The sequence below is a fragment of the Serratia sp. BNK-33-b genome, from assembly GCF_048684565.1.
Classification (GTDB): domain Bacteria; phylum Pseudomonadota; class Gammaproteobacteria; order Enterobacterales; family Enterobacteriaceae; genus Serratia; species Serratia marcescens.
The window spans coordinates 1,355,844-1,377,213 of sequence record NZ_JBLQTZ010000001.1; the positions used below are offsets into that span (position 1 = coordinate 1,355,844).

A 21,370-nucleotide genomic window follows, 5' to 3' on the forward strand; every position below is an offset into this window, starting at 1 on the left:
CAGGGGCGCAGCACGATGCGCCCCTGAATTAAGGAGTGGTGGAGATAAAGCGAGAAAAACCGCGCCTTTTACAGGCGAAATCACCTATGTAGGCGCGGCGATTGGGAATTTTTTGATCGCCGCTTTTTATTTGTAACGTGGTAGGAAATCCCCTACGCAAACGTTTTCTTTTTCTGTTAGAATTCGCCGCGAATTGGATGCAGGGGCGATTCATCATTGGAATAGTTCATGGTCTGGATTGATTACGTCATTATAGCGGTGATTGGATTTTCGGCTCTGGTGAGCCTGATCCGAGGGTTTGTTCGCGAAGCATTGTCACTTGTGACATGGGGATGTGCGTTTTTTGTTGCCAGCCATTTCTACTCTTACCTTGCGGTCTATTTCACTCGTTTTGAAGATGAACTGGTGCGAAACGGCATCGCGATCGCGATTTTGTTCATCGCGACCTTGATCGTAGGGGCTATTGTTAACTATGTGATTAGCTCACTGGTAGAGAAAACCGGGTTGTCGGGCACCGACCGGGTGTTGGGCATCTGCTTCGGCGCGCTGCGCGGAGTATTGATCGTCGCAGCGATCCTGTTCTTCCTGGATACCTTTACCGGCTTTTCACAGAGTGCCGACTGGAAACAGTCACAGCTCATTCCCCAGTTCAGTTACGTCATCAGGTGGTTCTTTGACTACCTGCAGAGCACGTCGAGTTTCTTGCCGACCCAATTGCCGGGGCGGTAGCGCTGATGAGGAAAAGACAACATGTGCGGTATTGTCGGTATCGCCGGTTTCATGCCGGTAAACCAGTCGATTTATGATGCGCTGACGGTGCTTCAGCACCGTGGCCAGGATGCCGCAGGCATCGTCACCATTGACGCCCACAACGGGTTCCGTTTGCGTAAAGCCAACGGCCTGGTGAAAGATGTGTTTGAGGCGCGCCATATGCAACGCTTGCAGGGCAACATGGGCATTGGCCATGTGCGTTACCCGACGGCCGGCAGCTCGAGCGCCTCTGAGGCCCAGCCTTTCTACGTCAACTCGCCGTTCGGCATTACGCTGGCCCACAACGGCAATCTGACCAACGCCCATGAGCTGCGCCAAAAGCTGTTCGAAAGCGGCCGCCGCCATGTCAACACCACCTCCGACTCGGAAATCCTGCTGAACGTGCTGGCCAGCGAGCTGGATCGCTTCCCGCATTATCCGCTGGAGGCCGACAACATTTTTACCGCGGTCGCCGCCATGCATCAGCAACTGCGCGGCGCTTACGCCTGCGTGGCGATGATCATCGGCCATGGCCTGCTGGCGTTCCGCGATCCGAACGGTATTCGTCCGCTGGTGATCGGCAAACGCACGCTGGAGGATGGCCGCAGCGAGTACATGGTGGCTTCCGAGAGCGTGGCGCTGGATACCCTGGGCTTTGAGTTCCTGCGCGACGTGGCGCCGGGCGAAGCGGTGTATATCACCACCAAGGGCCAGCTGTTCACCCGCCAGTGCGCAGAGAACCCGAAAACCAACCCGTGCCTGTTCGAATACGTCTATTTCGCGCGCCCGGACTCCTTTATGGACAAGATCTCGGTCTACAGCGCCCGCGTGCGCATGGGCCAGAAGCTGGGTGAGAAGATTGCCCGCGAATGGGAAGATCTGGACATCGACGTGGTGATCCCGATCCCGGAAACCTCCTGCGACATCGCGCTGGAGATCGCGCGCATTCTCGAGAAACCCTACCGCCAGGGCTTTGTGAAGAACCGCTACGTCGGCCGCACCTTTATCATGCCGGGCCAGCAGGCGCGTCGTCAGTCGGTGCGCCGCAAGCTGAACGCCAACCGCGCCGAGTTCCGCGACAAGAACGTGCTGCTGGTGGATGACTCCATCGTGCGCGGCACCACGTCGGAACAGATCGTCGAGATGGCGCGCGAAGCGGGCGCCAAGCGTGTGTACCTGGCTTCCGCCGCGCCGGAAGTGCGTTTCCCGAATGTCTACGGCATCGACATGCCGAGCGCCAACGAACTGATCGCCCACGGGCGTGAAGTGGATGAAATCCGCCAGATTATCGGCGCCGACGGGCTGATCTTCCAGGACCTGGACGATCTGATCGAAGCGGTGCGCGAAGAGAACCCGGACATCACCCAGTTCGAATGCTCGGTGTTCAACGGCATCTACGTGACCAAAGACGTCGATCAAAGCTATCTGGAATATCTGGAGTCGCTGCGCAGCGACGACGCCAAGGCGCTGCGAGGGCAAACCGAAGCGGAAAATCTGGAACTGCACAACGAAGGCTAACCGGCCGCGTTGATTACTCGGGGGGGCATCGCCGCGTCTGCGGCGGTGCGCCTTGCTCCTGTGAACTTGCTTATCCCTCGCCATTGCGGCAAAGTCTGCCTGATCTTACTTTTTACGGCAGAGGCCATTTTCCATGAAACGACTCATCATCGGCATTTCCGGCGCCAGCGGCGCGATCTACGGCGTGCGCCTGTTACAGGTTTTGCGCGACGTCGCAGAGGTGGAAACCCATCTGGTGATGAGCAACGCTGCACGGCAGACGCTGGCGCTGGAAACGCCGTACAGCCTGCGTGAAGTGCAGGCGTTGGCCGACGTGGTGCACGATGCGCGCGATATCGCCGCCGCCATCTCTTCCGGTTCCTTCAAAACCCTGGGCATGGCGATCCTGCCATGCTCGATCAAAACCCTGTCCGGCATCGTCAACAGCTACAGCGACGGGCTGCTGACCCGCGCCGCCGACGTGGTGCTCAAAGAGCGTCGCCGTTTGGTGCTGTGCGTGCGGGAAACGCCGCTGCATCTGGGACACCTGCGGTTGATGACGCAGGCGGCGGAGATGGGCGCGGCGATCATGCCGCCGGTGCCGGCGTTTTACCACCAGCCGAAAAGCGTGGAAGACATCATCGATCAGACCGTCAATCGGGTGATCGATCAGTTTGATATCGAACTGCCGGCCGATCTGTTCACCCGCTGGCAGGGTGCTGATTAACATTTTCATCCCCAAATTGGCACATTTGTGCAACACCGCACTGAATTAGGGCGGCGTATGCACCATAATGATCCCACTTCATCACGTTCACTGTTTCATGGCGCCGCCTTATCGCGGCTGCCAGTGGCGCGGCCCCGAGCGGCCGATTTAATTTTGCGGTTATCGTCCCAGGAAACAGTATTGTGAAGGCCGGAGCCGTTCCCTCCGCCCGTAGCACCTAATGTGGCACGATTACTGCAAATTGATTTGGTGGGGAAAAGTAATGCCCGTAGTGGCATCAAAAAATCAATTTGAGGGTAATTTATGAAAAAGCGGGTTTTGATTTTGCCGTTAGTTCTGGCTTTGAGCGCCGCCAGCAGCGCCTTTGCCGCCATTCCTTCCACGCTGAAGATTGGCACCGATCCGACTTACGCACCGTTTGAATCCAAAAACGCCAAAGGCGAATTGGTTGGCTTTGACATCGATTTGGCCAAAGAGCTGTGCAAACGCATCAATACCCAATGCACCTTCGTGGAGAGCGACTTCGACGCGCTGATCCCATCCCTCAAGGCGAAGAAAATCGACGCCATCATCTCTTCGCTGTCCATCACCGAAAAACGCCAGCAGGAAATCGCCTTTACCGACAAGCTGTATGCCGCCAACGCGCGTCTGATCGCGCCGAAAGGGTCCAAGCTGTTGCCTACCGTGGACGCCCTGAAAGGCAAGAGTGTGGGCGTGTTGCAGGGCACCACCCAGGAAGCCTACGCCAACGCCATGTGGCAGCCGAAGGGCATCACCGTCGTGCCTTACCAGAACCAGGATCTGGTTTACGCCGATTTGGCTTCCGGCCGTATCGACGCCGCCTTCCAGGATGAAGTGGCGGGCAGCGACGGCTTCCTGAAACAGCCGCCGGGCAAAGACTATGCGTTCGCCGGCGAATCGGTGAAGGATGACAAGTTCTTCGGCGTCGGCACCGGCATGGGGCTGCGCAAGACCGATACCGAGCTGAAAGCGGCGCTGGACAAAGCCTTCGCCGAGATGCGCAAAGACGGCACCTACGACAAATACGCGAAAAAGTACTTCGACTTTGACGTCTACGGCGGGTAATCCGCTTACCGTTCCATGCTGTGACTGCGGGGCCGGCGTGCCGGCCCCGATGGTTCGGATCCTAGACCACAGGGTGAAGTAGATGCTGCAAGGCTATTCCCAACTGATTTTCGAGGGGGCTCTGGTGACGTTGGAGCTGGCCCTCAGTTCCGTGTTGCTGGCGGTGGTGATCGGCCTGATCGGCGCCGGTGGCAAACTGTCTCATAACCCCTTTATCTCCGGCCTGTTCGGCGCCTATACCACGCTGATCCGCGGCGTGCCCGATCTGGTGCTGATGCTGCTGATTTTTTACGGTCTGCAAATCGCGCTGAACAATATCACTACGCTGCTGGGCTTCGCGCAGATCGATATCGATCCGCTCGGCGCCGGCATCATTACCCTCGGCTTTATCTACGGCGCTTATTTTACCGAGACCTTCCGCGGCGCTTATCTGGCGGTGCCGAAAGGGCAGATCGAAGCGGCGACGGCCTATGGCTTCAGCGGCGCGCAGATCTTCCGGCGCATTCTGTTCCCGGCGATGATGCGTTTCGCCCTGCCGGGCATCGGCAATAACTGGCAGGTGATCCTGAAGGCGACGGCGCTGGTGTCGATTCTCGGCCTGAACGATGTGGTCAAAGCCACGCAGCTGGCGGGAAAAGGCACCTATCAGCCGTTCTTCTTCGCCATCGTGGCCGGCGTGGTGTATCTGATCTTCACTACCGTTTCCAACGGCGTGCTGCTGTGGCTTGAACGGCGTTACTCACTGGGCGTCAAGAGGGCCGAACTATGATCGAGATCCTGCAACAGTATTGGCAGTCGCTGCTGTGGAGTGACGGCTACCGCTTCACCGGCGTGGCGATCACGCTGTGGCTGCTGATTGCCTCGGTGGTGATGGGCGGGCTGCTGGCGATCCCGATGGCGGTGGCGCGCGTTTCTTCCCTTCGCTGGGTGCGTTTCCCGGTGTGGCTCTACACCTATGTGTTTCGCGGTACGCCGCTGTACGTGCAACTGCTGGTGTTCTACTCCGGCATGTATAGCCTCGAGATCGTGCGCGGCAGCGAGTTTCTCAATGCGTTTTTCCGCAGCGGGCTCAACTGCACCATCCTGGCGCTGACGCTCAACACCTGCGCTTATACCACCGAGATCTTCGCCGGGGCGATCCGCTCGGTGCCGCACGGTGAAATCGAGGCCGCCAACGCCTACGGTTTCTCGCGTTTCAAGATGTATCGCTGCATCATTTTGCCTTCGGCGCTGCGCACCGCGCTGCCGGCTTACAGCAACGAAGTGATCCTGATGCTGCACTCCACCGCGCTGGCGTTTACCGCCACCGTGCCGGATCTGTTGAAGATCGCGCGCGACATCAACGCCGCGACCTATCAGCCGTTTTACGCCTTCGGCATTGCGGCGGTGCTGTATCTGATCATCTCCTACGTGTTAATCAGCCTGTTCCGCAAAGCTGAGAAACGCTGGATGGCACACGTTAGTCACTGATAAATGACGGGAAGAAAACCATGTCTGAGAATAAATTAGCCGTCACGGAACTGCACAAACGCTATGGCGACCACGAAGTGCTGAAGGGCGTCTCGCTGGCGGCCAACGCCGGGGATGTGATCAGCATCATCGGCTCCTCCGGCTCCGGCAAAAGCACCTTTCTGCGCTGCATCAACTTCCTTGAGAAGCCGAGCGAAGGTTCGATCAGTCTGAACAACGAAGATATTCGCATGGTGCGCGACAAGGACGGCCAACTGAAGGTATTCGACAAGAAGCAGCTGCAGCTGTTGCGCACCCGCCTGACCATGGTATTTCAGCACTTTAACCTGTGGAGCCACATGACGGTGCTGGAGAACGTGATGGAAGCGCCGGTGCAGGTGCTGGGGCTGAGCAAGGCCGACGCGCACGAGCGCGCGGTGCGCTACCTGGACAAAGTGGGCATCGACGAGCGGGCGCGCGGCAAATACCCGGTGCACCTGTCGGGCGGCCAGCAGCAGCGCGTCTCTATCGCCCGCGCATTGGCGATGGAGCCGGAGGTGCTGCTGTTTGACGAACCGACGTCGGCACTGGATCCCGAACTGGTGGGCGAGGTGCTGCGCATCATGCAGAAGCTGGCGGAGGAGGGGAAGACCATGGTGGTGGTGACGCACGAAATGGAGTTTGCGCGCCACGTTTCCAACCACGTGATCTTCCTGCACAAAGGGTTGATTGAAGAACAGGGGCCGCCGGCCGAGCTGTTCGGCAACCCCAAAAGCCCGCGCCTGCAGCAGTTCCTGTCCGGCGCGTTGAAGTAACGTCAGATCAGCGGGCTTCGGCCCGCTGATTGATCACGTCATCCAACGCCTGTTCCAACTCCAGATAGCGAAAGTGGAAGCCGGCTTCTTCCAGCCGTTTCGGCACCGCCCGCTGGCCGCCGAGCACCAGCACCGCCGCTTCCCCCATCAACAAGCGCATGACGAACGCCGGCACCCGCAGAAACGCCGGGCGATCGAGCACGTTGGCCAGTTGGGCGGCGAACTGTTCGTTATGCACCGGGTAGGGGGCGACCATGTTGAACGGGCCGGTCAGCGTGGCGTGATCCAGCAGATAAATAATGCCGTTGACCATGTCGTCGAGATGGATCCACGGCAGATATTGGCGGCCGTCGCCGATCGGGCCGCCCAGCCCGAAGCGGAACGGCGGCAGCATTTTGGCCAGCGCGCCGCCTTGTGGCGCCAGCACCACGCCGGTGCGCAGCAGGCAGACGCGGGTGGCGTCGCTCTGCGCCTGCAGCGCCAGCGTTTCCCAGCGTTGGCACAGCTGGTGGGTGAATTCGTCGTGCGGCGGCTCCTCTTCGGTGACCACCGCCTGCCCCTGATCGCCGTAGTAGCCGACGGCGGAACCGGAAATCAGCACGCCGGGCGGCGTGCTGCCGGCCTTGATCAGCTGCGCCAACCGTTCGGTCAGATCCCAGCGGCTGCGGCACAGGCGCTCTTTCTGCTGCGCGCTCCAGCGCTTGTCGGCGATAGGTTCGCCGGCGAGGTTGATCACTGCGTCGAAGTCATCCAGCGACTGCCGGTCGTCCAGCGTTTGCCAATAGCTCGGCCGGTCGCCCAGCCTGGCTCGGGCGCGCCGCTCGTCGCGGGTCAGTACCGTAATGTGGTGAGAAAGCGCCAGCAGTCTTGCCGTCAGGCTGCTGCCTATCAATCCCGTTGCGCCGGTGATCAGGATCCGCATGGTCGACCTCCCTGAGTTAGCCCCGGCGGTAGCTCATGGTCATGGAGACCGAATCGGCGTAGCGCAGAGCCAGAAGTTTATCTATCTCCACTTCAGCATAGGTTACCCAGGCGTGTTCTTTTACGATGTCGAGCACATCCTGCGTTAATTTTTCCAGCAATGCGAAACGGTTATCTTCCACATGGCGGATGATCGCTTTGGTGATGGTGCGGTAGTTGAGCGCGTCGGCGATGTCTTCGCTGTTGCGCGCCTTATCCGCCGGGTAGTGGATCACCACGTTGATCAGAACGTCCTGTCGGTTGTTGATTTCCTCTTCCTTGATACCGATGAACGTGCGCAGCCGCAGATTTTTAATGCGAATAACGGCGTCGGGTTGACTGAAAGACATCAGAGATTCTCCATAGGTCTGATTATTAGCGTTCAGAATACACGGAAAGTAAGGAAATGATAACGTGAGGACGATGTGACTCCCCGGCCGACGGGGAGTCGGGGGAGGCGCTTAGGCTTGTTCGGCCAGTTTGTAGGCGCGCTCGGTCGCCGGGCGGTTGCTGATGCGCTCGAACCAGTTGCGCACCGCCGGGTAATCTGCCAGATCGATGCGCTGGCGCGGATGCGACACCACCCACGGGTAGGTGGCGATATCGGCGATGCTGTAGTTGTCGCCGCCCAGGTACGGGTGTTTTTGCAGTTCAGCTTCCAGCACGCCGTACAGCCGCTTGGTCTCCAGATGGTAACGCTCGATGGCGTAAGGCACCGGCTGCGGCGCGTAGTGATTAAAGTGATGATTCTGCCCGAGCATCGGCCCGAACCCGGCCACCTGCCAGAACAGCCACTGCAGGGTGGCGGCGCGTTCGCGCAGGCCCTTGCTCAGCAGCTTGCCGGTCTTCTCCGCCAGATACAGCAGGATTTCCCCGGACTCGAACAGGCTGATTGGCGCGCCGCCGTCCACCGGTTGCTGATCGACGATCGCCGGGATTTTGTTGTTGGGAGAAATGCTCAGAAAGTCCGGTTTGAACTGCTCGCCGGCGCTGATGTTTACGCGATGGATACGGTAGGGCAAGCCGACCTCTTCCAGAAACAAGGTGATCTTGTGACCATTGGGAGTAGGCGCGTAATACAGGTCAATCATGTTGCCTCCTGCGGTAAGGTGATCTGTAATTCATTACACGTTGCTGCGGTCTTCGCCGCGCACAAAGGTATATCAGAGATCCAACAATAGCAGCTAAGGATAGCAGGCTATGTGGGATTCGTCCGATGCTATCTGCGCAGTTGGATCACAATTCTCCACCGGGGCGGTCGGCGGTTTGCCGCACGGCGCCGGCGCGGTAAAATGGCGCTTATTTCCCTCTATAGGACAAGGTTATGAAGCTGATGTTCGCCTCGGATATCCACGGATCGCTGCCGGCTACCGAACGCGTGCTGGAATTGTTCGCACAACACGGCGCCGACTGGCTGATTCTTCTGGGTGATTTGCTGAATCACGGCCCGCGCAACGCGCTGCCCGCCGGGTATCAGCCCGCTCAGGTTGCCGAACGATTGAATCGCTATAGCGACAAGATCATCGCCGTTCGCGGCAATTGCGACAGCGAGGTCGATCAGATGCTGCTGACGTTTCCCATCGAGGCGCCCTGGCAACAGGTTTTACTGCAAAAAAGACGATTGTTTTTGACCCACGGTCACCTTTATCATCCCTCGGCACTGCCGCCGTTATCCCGCGGTGACGTCCTGGCCTACGGCCATACGCATCTGCCGCAGGCGGAGCGGCAGGGTGAGATCTATTGCTTCAATCCAGGCTCGGTCAGCATCCCGAAAGGGGGCTTTCCGGCCAGCTACGGCATGTTGGATCGGGGCACTTTGCGCGTGCTGGCGCTCGACGACGGCAAGGTCGTCGCGGAGGTGGCGTTAACACGCTAAACGCACTAATTTATACACACACAATAAAAATCTTTGAAAAACACTCATTGATTAACCAGCGCGCGGGATGCATCGCGCCAAAATAGAAGGTTTTAGAGGATGGCGGAACAGGGTCAGGCTGCAGATACCGAATGGGTTGATATCGTCGACGAGCAAAACGAGGTGATTGCGCAATCCAGTCGTCAACAGATGCGGGCGGAGCGGCTGCGTCATCGTGCTACCTATATTGTGGTGCATGATGGGATGGGAAAAATTCTGGTGCAGCGTCGCACCGAGATCAAGGACTTCTACCCGGGCTGGCTTGACGCGACGGCGGGTGGCGTAGTGCAAAGCGGTGAAAACGTACTGGATTCGGCGCGCCGCGAGGCGGAAGAAGAGCTGGGCATCGCCGGCGTGCCCTTCGCCGAACACGGTCTGTTCTACTTCGAAGAAGAGCAGTGCCGGGTGTGGGGGGCGCTGTTCAGCTGCGTATCGCACGGCCCGTTCGCGCTGCAGGAAGAAGAAGTGGCTGAAGTGTGCTGGCTGACGCCGGAAGAGATCACCGCGCGCTGCGACGAGTTTACCCCGGATTCGCTGAAGGCGCTGTCGCTGTGGCTGACGCGCAACAACGAACAGGATTACGGTAAGCCGCTCGACAACCACTGAGACGCCAACGCGTGAGAAAGCCGGTCATCGACCGGCTTTTTTTATGCTGTGGATTCAGCAACTGTCGCGGCGGCACAGCGTGGCGGGCAGGGAGCCCGCCGGTTGCCAGGGTTGCTCGTTCAGCCGCGCCAGCAGCGCCTGGCCGGCCTGAATGCCGATGTCGCGATGCGGAATGGTCATGGTGGTCAGCGGCGGCTGGCACACCCGGCTGAACTCGCTGTTGCCGAACCCCACCACCGCCAGATTGTCCGGCACCTTGATGCGCCGCCGCTGGCATTCATACAGCGCGCCACCGGCCAGTTCGTCCGAGGCGCACACCAGCGCGTCCAGCTCCGGCCAGGCCAGCAAAAATTCCGGCAGCTGCTGCGCGCCGGTGCTGAAGCTGGCGGGCTGCGCGGCGTTGATCACCCGATGCGGCGACATATGGTTGCGCAGAAGCGCCTTGTGCCAACCCTGCAGGTGCTGCTGGAAAATCCACTGTTCCTGATTGGCGCACAGCAGCCCGATATTCTGATAGCCGCCGGCGATCACCGTTTGCGTCAGCTGATACATGGCCGCCACGTAATCGATGCCGATGCTCATGTCGATCGGATCGGCGCGCACGGCGCCGATCTCCACCACCGGAATGTTGGCGGCGATCAACGCGTTGCGGGCATTTTGCGAATGCTCGACGCTGAGCAGCACCGCCGCCGCCAGGTTGTAAGAGAGCAGGGTCTCCAGCAGTCTCTCCTCGCGTTCCAGGTGGTGCTGCGACTCCGCCAGCATGATGTGATAGCCGGCGGGCTGCAGCACTTTCTGCAGACCGGCGAACATCTCGGCGCAGCCGGATTCGGACAGGCTGGGCACCACCATGGCGATGGTGTAGGAGGAGGCCGACGCCAGCGAACTGGCGGCCAGGTTGGGCAGATACCCTAACTCGCTCACCGCGGCTTCAATCTTCTCGCGCAGTTTGTCTGAAACCTGCTCCGGCGTGCGCAGCGCGCGCGACACCGTCATGGTGCCGACGCCCGCCAGCTGCGCTACGTCAGCCAACGTCACCCTGCCCGTGCTGCGTCGTTTTTTACCGATCGACATGCCAAATCCCGACTGAAATGCGCGCGCGGCGCATAAAAATGGTGAGGGTGGGAAGCCGACGGCGCGGCTTCGACGATCCCCGTATGTGGCACATTCTACCCCGTTACCCGAAAGAGCGAGAAAAAATTGTGGTTAACGTCATGCCGCGGCGCGGCGTTTTGATAGCGCTATCACAGATCTGCATGATAGCGCTTTGGTAGCGCTATCTTTGTGATATCCATCACTGTGTGGCCGGGAGGGGTTGATTAAAGTTTTACCGTCGTCGGTGAATTAATCACCGGCCGCAATCATCGATTCTCGGGAGGATAACGTGCTGAAAGAGTGGCTGACCGCCGATCATATACAGCTGTGCGAACGGGTGGAGGACTGGCGCCAGGCGGTAACGCTGAGCGCGCAGCCGCTGCTGCAAGACGGCGTGATTACGCCGAATTATCTGACGGCCATCTTTCATCAGCAGGAGAAGCTCGGCCCTTACTTCGTCCTGGCGCCGGGCATCGCCATGCCACACGCCCGGCCCGAGGAGGGCGCCAACGCGCTGGGGTTATCGCTGTTGAAGATCCATCAGGGGGTGAACTTTCATTCCGCGGATAACGATCCGGTTCAGGTGGTGGTGACGCTTTCCGCGCCTGACGGCAACAGCCACATCGAATTGATTTCGCAACTGGCTGAATTATTTTCAGACAATCAGGCAATGGAGGCGTTATTTCACGCCAAAGATAAACGACAAATCGAGGATATTATCGCCCGCTATTAACGTTTAATCACCAGGAGCACGATTAATGCTAACAACGCCGGGAATATGACCGGCGGCGCTACCCTACACGCTAAATTCAACAGGTGGATATCATGAAAATCATGGCGATTTGCGGTTCTGGTCTCGGCAGCAGTTTTATGGTGGAAATGAATATTAAAAAGGTGCTGAAAAAAATGGGCGTGGAGGCCGAGGTCGAACACTCCGATCTGTCGTCGGCCACCCCCGGCGCAGCCGACGTGTTCGTGATGGCGAAAGACATTGCCGACAGCGCCAGCGTGCCGGCCGAGCAGCTGGTGGTGATCAGCAACATCATCGACATCAATGAGCTGGAAGCCAAGCTGCGCGCTTACTTCGAAGCCCACTCAATCCTCTGAATAAAACGATTGGCGAGGTGGATATGTTTATCCAGGAAACGCTTAAGTTTGTGGTGGATATATTAAAGGTGCCTTCGGTGCTGGTCGGGCTTATTGCGCTGATCGGTTTGCTGGCGCAAAAGAAATCCTTTTCCGACGTGGTGAAAGGCACGGTAAAAACCATTCTCGGCTTTATCGTTTTGGGCGGCGGCGCCACGGTATTGGTCGGGTCGCTCAATCCGTTGGGCGGCATGTTCGAACACGCATTTAATATTCAGGGCATCATTCCGAACAACGAAGCGATCGTCTCTATCGCGCTGGAGAAATACGGCGCTTCCACCGCCTTGATCATGGCGTTCGGCATGGTGGCGAACATCGTGGTGGCGCGCTTCACCCGGCTGAAATACATCTTCCTCACCGGCCACCACACCTTCTACATGGCCTGCATGATCGGCATCATCCTGACGGTGGCGGGCTTCGAGGGCGTTCAACTGGTGTTTACCGGCGCGTTGACCCTGGGGCTGGTGATGGCGTTCTTCCCGGCGATCGCCCAGCGCTATATGCGCCGCATCACCGGCAACGACGATATCGCTTTCGGCCACTTCGGCACCCTGGGCTATGTGCTGTCCGGCTGGATCGGCTCGAAGGTGGGTAAGAACTCGCGCTCGACCGAGGAGATGAACCTGCCGAAAAACCTCAGCTTCCTGCGTGACAGTTCCATTTCGATCTCGATGACCATGATCGTCATCTACCTGATCCTGGCGATCTGCGCCGGGCGGGCCTATGTGGAAAGCGAGCTCAGTGGCGGCCAGAACTACCTGGTGTATTCGATTATCCAGGCCATCACCTTCGCCGCCGGGGTGTTCATCATTCTGCAGGGCGTGCGCTTGATTCTGGCGGAGATCGTGCCGGCGTTCACCGGCTTCTCGGAAAAACTGGTGCCTAACGCGCGGCCGGCGCTGGATTGCCCGGTGGTTTATCCCTATGCCCCCAACGCGGTGCTGATCGGCTTCCTGTTCAGCTTCCTTGGCGGGTTGGCCGGGCTGTTCCTGCTGGGGCAACTGAAGATGGTGCTGATCCTGCCCGGCGTGGTGCCGCATTTCTTCACCGGCGCTACCGCCGGGGTGTTCGGCAACGCGACCGGCGGGCGGCGCGGCGCGATGCTGGGCGCCTTCGCCAACGGACTGCTGATCACCTTCCTGCCGGTGCTGCTGTTGCCGGTGCTGGGGGCGCTTGGCTTTGCCAACACCACCTTCTCCGACGCCGATTTCGGCGTGATCGGCATCCTGCTGGGCAATATGGCGCGCTTTATGTCGAAGGAGATGATCATGCTGGCGATCGTCGCCGTGTTCGCGCTGCTGGTGGCGCATAACTTCTTGAGAAAACGCAAAGGCGCGCCGGCCGCTGACCGCGTCGAGAAATAACGAGGGCAGACTGATGAACGACACAACGAGCGAAACGGAAATTGAAGAGCTGCGTGCCCTGGCGCGCGCGATCCGCCTGGAAACGCTGAAAGCGCTGACCGGGCTGGGCTTCGGCCACTATGGCGGCTGCATGTCGGTGGTGGAGACGCTGGCGGTGCTGTACGGCGGCGTGATGCGCATCGATCCGGCGGATCCGGACTGGCCGGAGCGCGATGACTTTGTGCTGTCGAAAGGGCACGCCGGCCCGGCGCTGTACAGCACGCTGGCGATCAAGGGCTACTTCCCGCTGGCGGAACTGAAGACCCTCAATCAGAACGGCACGCGCCTGCCGAGCCACCCGGACCGGCTGCGCACGCGCGGCGTGGACGCCACCACCGGCTCACTGGGGCAGGGCGTGTCGATCGCCGCCGGCATGGCGTTATCCCATCGGCTGGCGGGGCGGCGCAATCGGGTGTTCAGCATCCTCGGCGACGGAGAGCTGAATGAAGGGCAGTGCTGGGAGGCGTTCCAGTTTATCGCCCACCACAACCTGAACAACCTGACGCTGTTTATCGATTACAACAAGCAACAGCTGGACGGCGCGCTGGACGAGGTGATCCAACCGTTCGATCTGGCCGCCAAGTTCCGCGCCTTCGGCTTTGAGGTGCAAACCATCAAGGGCGACGACATCGCGGCGCTGCTGGCGGCGGTAGCGCCGGCGCGCGGCGGCGAACAGCGGCCGCTGGCGATCGTGCTCGACAGCATCAAGGGACAGGGCGTGACCTATCTGGAAAACCTGTCGAACTCACACCACCTGCGCCTGACGCCGGACGTGCAGCTGGAGATCGAAAAAGCCATCGCCGAACTGGAGGCCGCCCATGTTTAACGTAGTGACGCAGTTGGAAAACGACGCCGTCGAAATGCGCAAAGTCTACGCCGGCGCGGTGCGGCGGCAGATTGAGGCGGGCGCGCCGATCATCGCGCTGGAGGCGGATTTGATGAGCTCGATGGCGATGGACGGCGTGCACAAGGATCACCCGCAGCACGTGATCAACTGCGGCATCATGGAGGCCAACGTGATCGGCGTCGCCGCCGGGCTGTCGCTTACCGGCCGGGTGCCGTTCGTGCATACCTTCACCGCCTTCGCCAGCCGCCGCTGTTTCGATCAGCTGTTCATGTCGCTGGATTACCAGCGCAACAACGTCAAGGTGATCGCTTCCGACGCCGGGGTAAGCGCCTGCCACAACGGCGGCACCCACATGTCGTTCGAGGACATGGGCATTGTGCGCGGGCTGGCGCATTCGGTGGTGCTGGAAGTGACCGACGCCACCATGTTCGCCGACATTCTGCGCCAACTGATGGATCTGCGCGGCTTCTACTGGGTGCGCACCATTCGCAAGCAGGCGACGCGCATCTACCAGGAAGGCTCGCGCTTTACCATCGGCAAGGGCAACCTGCTGCGCGATGGCGACGACGTCACGCTGATCGCCAACGGCATCATGGTGGCGGAGGCGTTGAAAGCGGCGGAGATGCTGGCGCGGCAGGGCGTCAGCGCGGCGGTGATCGATATGTTCACCCTCAAACCTATCGACCGTGAACTGATCAAAACCTACGCGGCCAAGACCGGACGCATCGTCACCTGTGAGAACCACAGCATTCATAACGGGCTGGGATCGGCGGTGGCGGAGGTGCTGGCGGAAGAGTGCCCGACGCCGATGCGGCGCGTGGGAGTGAAGGAGCGTTACGGCCAGGTGGGCACCCAGGCGTTTTTACAGCAGGAGTATGGCCTGACCGCCGAACATATTCTGGAGGCTGCCGGGCAGTTGCTGCAAAAGTAGTTCTTGAGTCAATAACAACTGCTGTAACGAATGAGGCTCGGTGCTCTGGATAAAGCATATACCTTCCCCCGGAATTTTGAGTCATGACTCACGTATTATTAACGGATAAGCCCCTTAGGGGGCTTTTTGTTTTCGGTGAATAATAGGTGGTCAATGCTTGGATAAAAATAGATAATAAAAATAAATCAATAAATACAATAAATTATATTCATGGAGTGAATAATGATAACAGCAAGAGGCTCATTCAGAAGGCTGACGCTAGGCGAGATCACGCTATCCCGCTCTCTCTATAAAAATGCCATCGACTACAGTCTTGTTAAAGTGCATAACGCGAGCTATTTCCCGTTTGGTTTGCAGAATGAGGAAACGGCCGTTACGCCTAATGGTGAACTTTATTGGCCTGAAAAACACTTCAGGGAAGATTTTTCCACAGAAACAACGCGCTATCTATGGTGGTTCATGCATGAAATGGCCCACGTATGGCAGTATCAGATGGGGATGAACGTCCGGCTACGGGGAATAATGAGCTGGGCGGTAACTTATAAATACTCGCTGCCCGATTACTACTCATTAGCTGATTATGGTATGGAGGCGCAAGCCAGCCTTCTTGCAGATTACTTCATCCTTTCTCGTTATGGAAAAGAACGGTGGTTTGAGGTGAAGCTGATGCAGGGTATTATAGGTCCAGATTTGAAAAGCCGTTATGAGCATGTTTTGAAAAGATTTCTTAATGCTCCTACCGACAGGAAAAACCTGAAATGAGAAGAATCTATACCCTCATCATGATGATGTTGCTCAGTGGTTGTATGCTTGAAAAGCAACGTTTTTACACTGCGGATATTACGCTACGGGGAAATGATCTCTGTTTCTCTTTGCCGCAGACCTACCAAACACAGAGTGGCAGGGTCAGTCTGGTCAGTATCGCTATTGAACAACGGTTGGGTAGCCAAACGCATGAACTCTGGCGCAGGACCATTCTACCGCCAAAGCCCGCTGAGACGATCACGCCCGGCCGGTGTATCCCATACTCGTTCAAAGCATTTGAGAGCAATATGCCATACACCGTAGCAATCAGTACCGTGGATCCTCAGGATGCGGATTCGAAACGTTTCTGGCAGCGCAGTTTCTCGCTGAAAATCAGTGACGGCCAGATTTCGCAGGTTATTGCCAGCGCGGAGTAATAAAAAGTCAGAGAAGGGATGAATGAAATAACAAGGGCCGGCAATGCCGGCCCTTGTTTCGTTTGGCGATGAATTACGCCTTGGCGGCAGCGTCAGCCTGGGAAGACTGGATCGCCGTCAGCGCGACGGTGTAGACGATATCGTCAACCAGTGCGCCGCGCGACAGGTCGTTCACCGGCTTGCGCATGCCTTGCAGCATCGGGCCGATGGAGACCAGGTCAGCGGAGCGCTGTACCGCTTTGTAGGTGGTATTGCCGGTGTTCAGATCCGGGAAGATGAACACGGTCGCCTGGCCGGCCACCGGCGAGTTCGGCGCCTTGGACTTGGCAACGTCGGCCATGATGGCGGCGTCGTACTGCAGAGGGCCGTCGATGATCAGATCCGGGCGTTTTTCCTGCGCCAGACGGGTCGCTTCGCGCACTTTCTCGACGTCGCTGCCCGCACCGGAGTTGCCGGTGGAGTAGGAGATCATCGCCACGCGCGGCTCGATGCCGAAGGCCGCGGCGGAATCCGCAGACTGGATGGCGATTTCAGACAGCTGCTCGGCGGTCGGATCCGGGTTGATCGCGCAGTCGCCGTAGACCAGTACCTGGTCAGGCAACAGCATGAAGAACACGGAGGACACCAGCGAGCTGCCCGGCGCGGTTTTGATCAGCTGCAACGGCGGACGAATGGTGTTGGCGGTGGTGTGAACCGCGCCGGAGACCAGACCGTCGACTTCGCCCTGTTCCAGCATCAGGGTGCCGAGCACCACGTTGTCTTCCAACTGCTCGCGCGCGACCACTTCGGTCATGCCCTTGCTCTTGCGCAGCTCAACCAGACGCGGCACGTAGTTTTCACGCACGGCGACCGGATCGACGATTTCGATGCCTTTGCCCAACTCAACGCCTTGCGCCGCCGCGACGCGCTGGATCTCGTCCGGGTTGCCGAGCAGCACGCATTCCGCGATGCCGCGTTCGGCACAGATGGCCGCCGCTTTCACGGTGCGCGGCTCGTCGCCTTCCGGCAGCACGATGCGCTTGCCGGCTTTACGCGCCAGCTCGGTCAGCTCGTAACGGAACGCCGGTGGAGACAGGCGACGTGAACGTTCGGAGGTGGCGGTCAGCGAATCGATCCACTCGGTGCTGATGTGGCTGGCCACGTAGTTCTGCACTTTCTCGATGCGCTGGTGGTCGTCCGCCGGCACTTCGAGGTTGAAGCTCTGCAGGCTCAGCGAGGTCTGCCAGGTGTTGGTGTCGACCATGAACACCGGCAGGCCGGTCTGGAAGGCGCGTTCGCACAGCTTCTTGATCGGCTCATCGATGGCGTAGCCGCCGGTCAGCAGGATGGCGCCGATTTCCACGCCGTTCATCGCCGCCAGGCAGGCGGAGACCAGCACGTCAGGACGGTCTGCGGAGGTCACCAGCAGGGAGCCTGGGCGGAAGTGTTCCAGCATGTGCGGGATGCTGCGCGCACAGAAGGTCACGGACTTCACGCGGCGGGTCATGATGTCGCCTTCGTTGACCACGCGGGCCTTCAGGTGGCGAGCCATGTCGATGGCGCGGGTGGCGATCAGATCGAAACTCCACGGCACGCAGCCCAGAACCGGCAGCGGGCTGTTGGCGAACAGCTGCGCAGGATCGACGTGGGCGATGCTGGCTTTGGTGGAGTCGTCGAAGATTTCGGACAGGTCAGGACGGGTGCGGCCCTGATCGTCGACCGGCGCGTTCAGCTTGTTGATGATAACGCCGGTGATGTTTTTGTTCTTGCTGCCGCCGAAGCTGGTGCGCGCCAGTTCGATGCGCTCTTTCAGCTGCGCCGGGGAGTCGTTACCCAGCGCCAGTACGAAGACGATCTCGGCGTTCAGGGTTTTGGCGATCTCGTAGTTCAGCGCGTTGGCGAACTGGTGTTTGCGGGTCGGCACCAGGCCTTCGATCAGCACCACTTCCGCGTCTTTGGTGTTCTCGTGGTAGCGCGCCACGATCTCTTCCATCAGCACGTCTTGCTGGTTGGAGCTCAGTAGGCCTTCAACGTAATCCATGCGCAGCGGTTCGGCCGCCGGGATGGTGGAGTTGCTGCGGATGATGGTGGTGGTCTGGTCGAGCGCGTTGTCGCCGGTGCGCGGTTGAGCGATAGGCTTGAACACGCTCAGACGAACGCCTTTTTGCTCCATGGAGCGGATGACACCCAGGCTGACGCTGGTCAGGCCGACGCTGGTGCCGGTGGGGATCAACATAATAGTACGTGACACAGAATAGTCCTCTTCACGATTAACATGAGGCTAAAACAACACCGTCAGCCTGGGCTGACGGTGTTTTGAGAGCATTACGCGGTCAGGCGGGATGCGTCCTGCGCGATGACCAACTCTTCGTTGGTCGGGATCACCAGCGCCAGGCGGCTGCCGTCTTTGGTGATGGCGCCGGATTTGCCGAAGCGAGCGGCCATGTTGCGGTCGTGGTCGATTTCGAAGCCCAGCAGACCCAGTTTGTTCAGGGTCAGCTCACGCACCATGCCGGCGTTCTCGCCGATGCCGCCGGTGAAGATCACCGCGTCCAGACGGCCTTCCATCAGCGCGCTGTAGGCGCCGACGTATTTGGCCAGACGGTGGCAGAACACGTCCATGGCGCGTTTGGCATCGGCTTTGCTGTCGTAGTTGTCTTCAACGTAACGGCAGTCGCTGGTGACTTCGGTCAGGCCCAGCAGGCCGGATTCTTTGGTCAGCATCTTGTTGATCTGGTCAACGCTCATGCCCAGAGAATCGTGCAGGTGGAAGATGATAGCCGGATCGATATCACCGCTGCGGGTGCCCATTACCAGGCCTTCCAGCGGGGTCAGACCCATGGAGGTGTCAACGCACTGGCCGTTGCGCACTGCGGTGACGGAACCGCCGTTGCCCAGGTGGCAAGTGATCACGTTCACTTCTTCCACCGGCTTGTTCAGCATCTTCGCGGCTTCCTGAGTCACGTAGAAGTGGCTGGTGCCGTGTGCGCCGTAGCGGCGAACGCCATGGTCGCGGTACAGGCTGTACGGCAGGGCGTACAGGTAAGATTCTTCCGGCATGGTCTGGTGGAACGCGGTGTCGAACACGGCAACGTTCTTGTCAGCCAGGTGAGGGAAGGATTTCAGCGCTTCCGCGATGCCGATCAGGTGAGCTGGGTTGTGCAGTGGTGCAAACGGCACGGAATCTTTGATACCCTGCAGAACTTCGTCGTTGATCACGGCGGAGGCGGTGAACTTCTCGCCGCCGTGCACGATGCGGTGGCCGATAGCGGTCAGCTGCGCGGAAAGCTCTGGTTTTTGTGCCAGAATAGTATTAACAATGAAGTTCAGCGCTTCGCTGTGTGCAGCGCCGGCCCCCAAGGCAGCTTCGTGTTTGGCGCCGTCCATTTTCCACTTGATGCGAGCTTCAGGCAGGTGGAAACACTCGGCCAAACCGGAGAGGAATTCGTCGCCGTTAACGGCATCGATGATGGCGAATTTCAGAGAAGAACTGCCGCAGTTAAGAACCAGTACTAGCTTACTCGACATGGAAGTACCTACTTAAATAGTCGTGTTGTTAAAAGAAAATCGAACACACGTGGTGAATTAATCGTCAATCAGACAACAAGCGTAGCGCATAGTGCCGATGACATTTATGATTAACATCATGTGAAGTGCACAAATCACAGGATGATGGAAAAACCGATGATTTCTCTGCGGTTTAAATAATCTTGATTTTTATAGGGCTAAAAGTTGACAAAATTTACGTCATCTTCTACCGGCCACAAGGCCGGCTTAGGATACCGATAGCCCGGTGCAAACACAAAATAAATTTAAAGCTTCAAATTTTTTAGTATGGGCTCTGGCAGCACGCTTTTAGTTTCTTTACGTGACGTTGAGGTACGCAATGACGAGCAAACCGTCCGGTTCCGTAAGCTGGTTTCAGGTCTTCCAGCGCGGGCAGCATTATATGAAAACCTGGCCGTCAGACAAACGTCTGGCACCGGTCTTTCCGGAGAACCGCGTTGCGCGTGCCACCCGTTTCGCTATCCGTTTCATGCCGCCGTTGGCGATTTTCACGCTGACCTGGCAGATCGCGCTCGGCGGCCAACTGGGCCCGGCGATCGCCACCGCGCTGTTCGCCTGCAGCCTGCCGATGCAGGGCTTGTGGTGGCTGGGGCGCCGTTCGGTCACGCCGCTGCCGCCGACGCTGCTGCAATGGTTCCATGAGGTGCGCAACAAGCTGACGGAAGCCGGACAGGCGGTGGCGCCGCTCGAAGGCACGCCGACCTATCAGACGTTGGCTGATTTGCTCAAGCGCGCCTTCAAGCAGCTGGACAAAACCTTCCTCGACGATCTGTAAATGAAAAAAGGCCGCGTTGTGCGGCCTTTTTCGTCTAAGCGCCAATAACCCCGGTTTAAATCAAAGAACGGTCGAGTTGTGATTTCCTGCGTTCTTGCGCTGTGCGATGCTCCCGCCATCACACAGAAATGAGGAAATCCTGATGGAAATGACCAACGCCCAGCGGCTGATCCTGTCGAATCAGTACAAGATGATGACCTTGCTCGATCCGGACAACGGCGATCGTTATCGCCGGTTGCAAACCATCGTCGAACGCGGCTTCGGTTTGCAAATGCGCGAGCTGGATCGCGACTTCGGCGAACTGAGCGAAGAGGTGTGCCGAACCATCATCAACGTGATGGAAATGCATCATGCGCTGCAGGTTTCCTGGGGCAACCTGAAAGAGAAGCAGGATCTGGACGAGCGCCGCCTGGCGTTCCTCGGCTTCGACGCCGCGACCGAGGCGCGCTACCTGAGTTACGTGCGTTTCCTGGTCAGCACCGAGGGGCGCTATACTCACTTTGATTCCGGCAGCCACGGTTTTAACGCCCAGACCAAAATGTGGGAAAAATACCAGCGCATGCTGGCGATCTGGTTGGCCTGTCCGCGCCAGTATCACTTGAGCGCCGTTGAGATAGCGCAAATCATCAATGCTTGATTAA

24 protein-coding genes are annotated in these 21,370 nt (G+C 58.7%); 18 read left to right on the forward strand and 6 right to left on the reverse strand.

From position 1 onward, the window contains the following. The first annotated feature begins 228 nt into the window (after positions 1–228). The 7 genes from cvpA (at position 229) to hisP (ending at position 6,324) form a co-directional block, all read left to right on the forward strand. On the forward strand, positions 229–729 hold the full coding sequence (gene cvpA, locus ACMGGK_RS06405) for a colicin V production protein (RefSeq protein WP_004936119.1): 501 nt from the start codon (positions 229–231) through the stop codon (positions 727–729). A gap of 21 nt (positions 730–750) precedes the next feature. After that, a complete protein-coding gene (gene purF / locus ACMGGK_RS06410) occupies positions 751–2,268 on the forward strand; it encodes an amidophosphoribosyltransferase (protein WP_004936117.1) in 1,518 nt (505 codons plus the stop codon). Between the two features lie 133 nt (positions 2,269–2,401). Next, a complete protein-coding gene (locus ACMGGK_RS06415; protein ID WP_016926883.1) occupies positions 2,402–2,974 on the forward strand; it encodes a UbiX family flavin prenyltransferase in 573 nt (190 codons plus the stop codon). A gap of 303 nt (positions 2,975–3,277) precedes the next feature. Beyond that, on the forward strand, positions 3,278–4,060 hold the full coding sequence (gene hisJ, locus ACMGGK_RS06420) for a histidine ABC transporter substrate-binding protein HisJ (protein ID WP_004936109.1): 783 nt from the start codon (positions 3,278–3,280) through the stop codon (positions 4,058–4,060). 82 nt (positions 4,061–4,142) lie between these two features. Further along, positions 4,143–4,829: a histidine ABC transporter permease HisQ gene (locus ACMGGK_RS06425; protein WP_016926884.1), complete on the forward strand. Its 687-nt coding sequence runs from the start codon at positions 4,143–4,145 to the stop codon at positions 4,827–4,829. Next, complete coding sequence (locus ACMGGK_RS06430) at positions 4,826–5,530, forward strand: ABC transporter permease (RefSeq protein ID WP_004936100.1); 705 nt, start codon at positions 4,826–4,828, stop codon at positions 5,528–5,530. The genes ACMGGK_RS06425 and ACMGGK_RS06430 overlap by 4 nt, the downstream gene beginning before the upstream one ends. A 20-nt stretch (positions 5,531–5,550) precedes the next feature. Beyond that, entirely contained in the window at positions 5,551–6,324 is a 774-nt protein-coding gene (gene hisP, locus ACMGGK_RS06435) for a histidine ABC transporter ATP-binding protein HisP (protein ID WP_004936098.1), read from the forward strand. Between the two features lie 7 nt (positions 6,325–6,331). On the opposite strand, the gene ACMGGK_RS06440 is transcribed toward hisP, so the two are convergent. The 3 genes from ACMGGK_RS06440 to yfcG all read right to left on the reverse strand — a co-directional run bounded on the left by ACMGGK_RS06440 (position 6,332) and on the right by yfcG (position 8,375). Beyond that, complete coding sequence (locus tag ACMGGK_RS06440; RefSeq protein ID WP_016926885.1) at positions 6,332–7,246, reverse strand: TIGR01777 family oxidoreductase; 915 nt, start codon at positions 7,244–7,246, stop codon at positions 6,332–6,334. A 16-nt stretch (positions 7,247–7,262) separates the two neighbouring features. Next, the gene (gene folX, locus ACMGGK_RS06445) at positions 7,263–7,634 is read right to left on the reverse strand and encodes a dihydroneopterin triphosphate 2'-epimerase (protein WP_004936094.1); all 372 of its coding nucleotides are present in this window, start codon (positions 7,632–7,634) and stop codon (positions 7,263–7,265) included. Positions 7,635–7,745: 111 nt separating this feature from the next. Next, complete coding sequence (yfcG, locus tag ACMGGK_RS06450; RefSeq protein WP_016926886.1) at positions 7,746–8,375, reverse strand: GSH-dependent disulfide bond oxidoreductase; 630 nt, start codon at positions 8,373–8,375, stop codon at positions 7,746–7,748. A 233-nt stretch (positions 8,376–8,608) separates the two neighbouring features. Between yfcG and yfcE the strand changes: the two genes are divergently transcribed. Next, on the forward strand, positions 8,609–9,160 hold the full coding sequence (gene yfcE, locus ACMGGK_RS06455; RefSeq protein WP_016926887.1) for a phosphodiesterase: 552 nt from the start codon (positions 8,609–8,611) through the stop codon (positions 9,158–9,160). Between the two features lie 99 nt (positions 9,161–9,259). Further along, positions 9,260–9,805, forward strand: coding sequence for an NUDIX hydrolase YfcD (gene yfcD / locus ACMGGK_RS06460; protein WP_004936086.1), 546 nt, complete (start codon positions 9,260–9,262; stop codon positions 9,803–9,805). A gap of 54 nt (positions 9,806–9,859) precedes the next feature. Here yfcD and ACMGGK_RS06465 read toward each other — a convergent pair whose 3' ends face one another. Then, positions 9,860–10,879 carry a LacI family DNA-binding transcriptional regulator gene (locus ACMGGK_RS06465; RefSeq protein ID WP_016926888.1) on the reverse strand — a complete coding sequence of 340 codons (1,020 nt, stop codon included), beginning with the start codon at positions 10,877–10,879 and terminating at the stop codon, positions 9,860–9,862. A gap of 310 nt (positions 10,880–11,189) precedes the next feature. On the opposite strand from ACMGGK_RS06465, the gene ACMGGK_RS06470 reads away from it, so the two are divergent. The 7 genes from ACMGGK_RS06470 to ACMGGK_RS06500 all read left to right on the forward strand — a co-directional run bounded on the left by ACMGGK_RS06470 (position 11,190) and on the right by ACMGGK_RS06500 (position 16,408). Continuing rightward, on the forward strand, positions 11,190–11,633 hold the full coding sequence (locus ACMGGK_RS06470) for a PTS sugar transporter subunit IIA (RefSeq protein WP_016926889.1): 444 nt from the start codon (positions 11,190–11,192) through the stop codon (positions 11,631–11,633). Between the two features lie 92 nt (positions 11,634–11,725). Further along, on the forward strand, positions 11,726–12,007 hold the full coding sequence (locus ACMGGK_RS06475) for a PTS sugar transporter subunit IIB (RefSeq protein WP_015378585.1): 282 nt from the start codon (positions 11,726–11,728) through the stop codon (positions 12,005–12,007). Positions 12,008–12,030: 23 nt separating this feature from the next. Continuing rightward, positions 12,031–13,410, forward strand: a complete 1,380-nt coding sequence (locus tag ACMGGK_RS06480) for a PTS ascorbate transporter subunit IIC (protein ID WP_016926891.1) — start codon at positions 12,031–12,033, stop codon at positions 13,408–13,410. A 13-nt stretch (positions 13,411–13,423) separates the two neighbouring features. Then, positions 13,424–14,275, forward strand: coding sequence for a transketolase (locus tag ACMGGK_RS06485; RefSeq protein ID WP_176062853.1), 852 nt, complete (start codon positions 13,424–13,426; stop codon positions 14,273–14,275). After that, positions 14,268–15,227, forward strand: coding sequence for a transketolase family protein (locus ACMGGK_RS06490; RefSeq protein WP_016926893.1), 960 nt, complete (start codon positions 14,268–14,270; stop codon positions 15,225–15,227). The genes ACMGGK_RS06485 and ACMGGK_RS06490 overlap by 8 nt, the downstream gene beginning before the upstream one ends. A 222-nt stretch (positions 15,228–15,449) precedes the next feature. Beyond that, positions 15,450–15,989, forward strand: a complete 540-nt coding sequence (locus ACMGGK_RS06495; protein ID WP_016926894.1) for a hypothetical protein — start codon at positions 15,450–15,452, stop codon at positions 15,987–15,989. Further along, positions 15,986–16,408 (forward strand): putative T6SS immunity periplasmic lipoprotein, encoded by a 423-nt coding sequence (locus tag ACMGGK_RS06500; RefSeq protein WP_016926895.1) that lies wholly within the window; start codon positions 15,986–15,988, stop codon positions 16,406–16,408. The genes ACMGGK_RS06495 and ACMGGK_RS06500 overlap by 4 nt, the downstream gene beginning before the upstream one ends. Positions 16,409–16,481: 73 nt before the next feature. Here the strand turns inward: ACMGGK_RS06500 and pta are convergent, their stop codons facing one another. Together pta and ackA are read right to left on the reverse strand one after the other, a co-directional pair. Further along, on the reverse strand, positions 16,482–18,638 hold the full coding sequence (gene pta / locus ACMGGK_RS06505) for a phosphate acetyltransferase (protein ID WP_028127748.1): 2,157 nt from the start codon (positions 18,636–18,638) through the stop codon (positions 16,482–16,484). A 74-nt stretch (positions 18,639–18,712) separates the two neighbouring features. Beyond that, positions 18,713–19,915: an acetate kinase gene (gene ackA / locus ACMGGK_RS06510; RefSeq protein WP_004936063.1), complete on the reverse strand. Its 1,203-nt coding sequence runs from the start codon at positions 19,913–19,915 to the stop codon at positions 18,713–18,715. Between the two features lie 358 nt (positions 19,916–20,273). On the opposite strand from ackA, the gene yfbV reads away from it, so the two are divergent. Both yfbV and ACMGGK_RS06520 read left to right on the forward strand, forming a co-directional pair. Then, on the forward strand, positions 20,274–20,729 hold the full coding sequence (gene yfbV, locus ACMGGK_RS06515) for a terminus macrodomain insulation protein YfbV (protein ID WP_004936061.1): 456 nt from the start codon (positions 20,274–20,276) through the stop codon (positions 20,727–20,729). Positions 20,730–20,871: 142 nt separating this feature from the next. Next, complete coding sequence (locus tag ACMGGK_RS06520; RefSeq protein ID WP_016926898.1) at positions 20,872–21,366, forward strand: YfbU family protein; 495 nt, start codon at positions 20,872–20,874, stop codon at positions 21,364–21,366. Positions 21,367–21,370 lie beyond the last annotated feature (4 nt).